The 1,753-nt window shown below is 48.8% G+C and carries 1 rRNA gene; it reads right to left on the minus strand.

The annotated features are described in order from the left end of the window. Nucleotides 1-1,506: ribosomal RNA gene (locus G497_RS20475) — 23S ribosomal RNA — on the minus strand; the annotation flags it as partial. Nucleotides 1,507-1,753 lie beyond the last annotated feature (247 nt).

Raw genomic sequence — 1,753 nt, forward strand, 5'->3', positions numbered from 1 at the left:
TCGCCTTTACTACCATGTCCAATAGGTAGTATCTGTCTATCTTCCTGCGTCCCTCCAGGCATACACACGCAAGTACGGAAATATTAATCCGATTCCCATCAGCTACGCACTTCTGCCTCGCCTTAGGGGCCGACTAACCCTGGGAAGATTACCTTGACCCAGGAAACCTTGGATTTACGGCGAACAAGTTTTTCACTTGTTTTATCGTTACTTATGTCAGCATAATCACTTCTTTACAGTCCAGCTAGGCTTCCGCCACACCTTCGTCCCGTAAAGAACGCTCCTCTACCGCTGCACTAACGTGCAGCCCAAAGCTTCGGTACCATGCTTAGCCCCGTTACATTTTCGGCGCGGGGTCACTAGACCAGTGAGCTATTACGCTTTCTTTAAAAGATGGCTGCTTCTAAGCCAACTTCCTGGCTGTCTATGTAACCCTACCACCTTTCACACTGAGCATGGATTTGGAGACCTTAGCTGTTGGTCTGGGCTGTTTCCCTTTCGACAATGGATCTTCGCACCCACTGTCTGACTCCCGGAGTAAATCTTACTGGCATTCGGAGTTTGATAAGGTTTGGTAATCTGGTGGGACCCCTAGCCTTGTCAGTGCTCTACCTCCAAAAGACAATCTCCGAGGCTATACCTCAATATATTTCGAGGAGAACCAGCTATCACCGAGTTTGATTAGCCTTTCACCCCTATCCACAAGTCATCCCAAACGTTTTCAGCCGTTAAGGGTTCGGTCCTCCACAAAGTTTTACCTGTGCTTCAACCTGCTCATGGATAGATCACCCGGTTTCGGGTCTACTCCGCCTAACTGATCGCCCAGTTAAGACTCGCTTTCGCTACGGCTCCGCATTCGCTTAACCTTGCTAGACAGAGTAACTCGCTGACTCATTATGCAAAAGGCACGCGGTCACACCATAAAGATGCTCCCACAGCTTGTAGGCAATAGGTTTCAGGTCTTTTAACTCCCCTCAACGGGGTACTTTTCACCTTTCCCTCACGGTACTAGTTCACTATCGGTCGCTAGAGAGTACTTAGCCTTGGAAGATGGTCCTCCCAGATTCCCACGGGGTTTCACGTGCCCCGCGGTACTCAGGTACCTGCTTTGCTGTTTTCAGTTTCGGATACGGGTCTTTCACCCTCTTTGGAGCCACTTTCCAGAGGCTTCTCCTGCCTACTCGCAGATCAATGATGCAGGCCCTACAACCCCGACATATCGTAACATATCGGTTTAGGCTGATCCCCGTTCGCTCGCCACTACTAAGGGAGTCTCGTTTGATTTCTCTTCCTACAGGTACTGAGATGTTTCACTTCCCTGCGTTAGCCCCTTTGGTCCTATACATTCAGACCAAGGTAACATGCTGTAGCATGCTGGGTTGCCCCATTCAGAAACCCCCGGATCAAAGGATATTCGGCTCCTCCCCGAGGCTTTTCGCAGCCTATCGCGTCTTTCATCGCCTTCTAGCGCCAAGGCATCCGCCTATTGCCCTTATTATTCTTGTATACTTCGCAACATGACTTCATGACACATTAAAAAATGCTCACAAAATCAAATTCCTTTCCTCAATCCCTATTCAATTGTCAATGAACTCACCGTTTCCGGTGTGCCAGACCAAGTCTGGATGATGCTTGCGAACCGTTTGTTCGCACTCACTACCAGTCTTGGGGGAGGCAATTTAGCGCGTTACGCTGTGAATGTAAAGAACTTTTTTTGTTTTGTTTGTCTTTTGCGCTCATACGTCCTTAAACT

This window comes from Desulfovibrio cuneatus DSM 11391, assembly GCF_000430005.1.
In the GTDB taxonomy this organism is placed as follows: Bacteria; Desulfobacterota; Desulfovibrionia; order Desulfovibrionales; family Desulfovibrionaceae; genus Frigididesulfovibrio; species Frigididesulfovibrio cuneatus.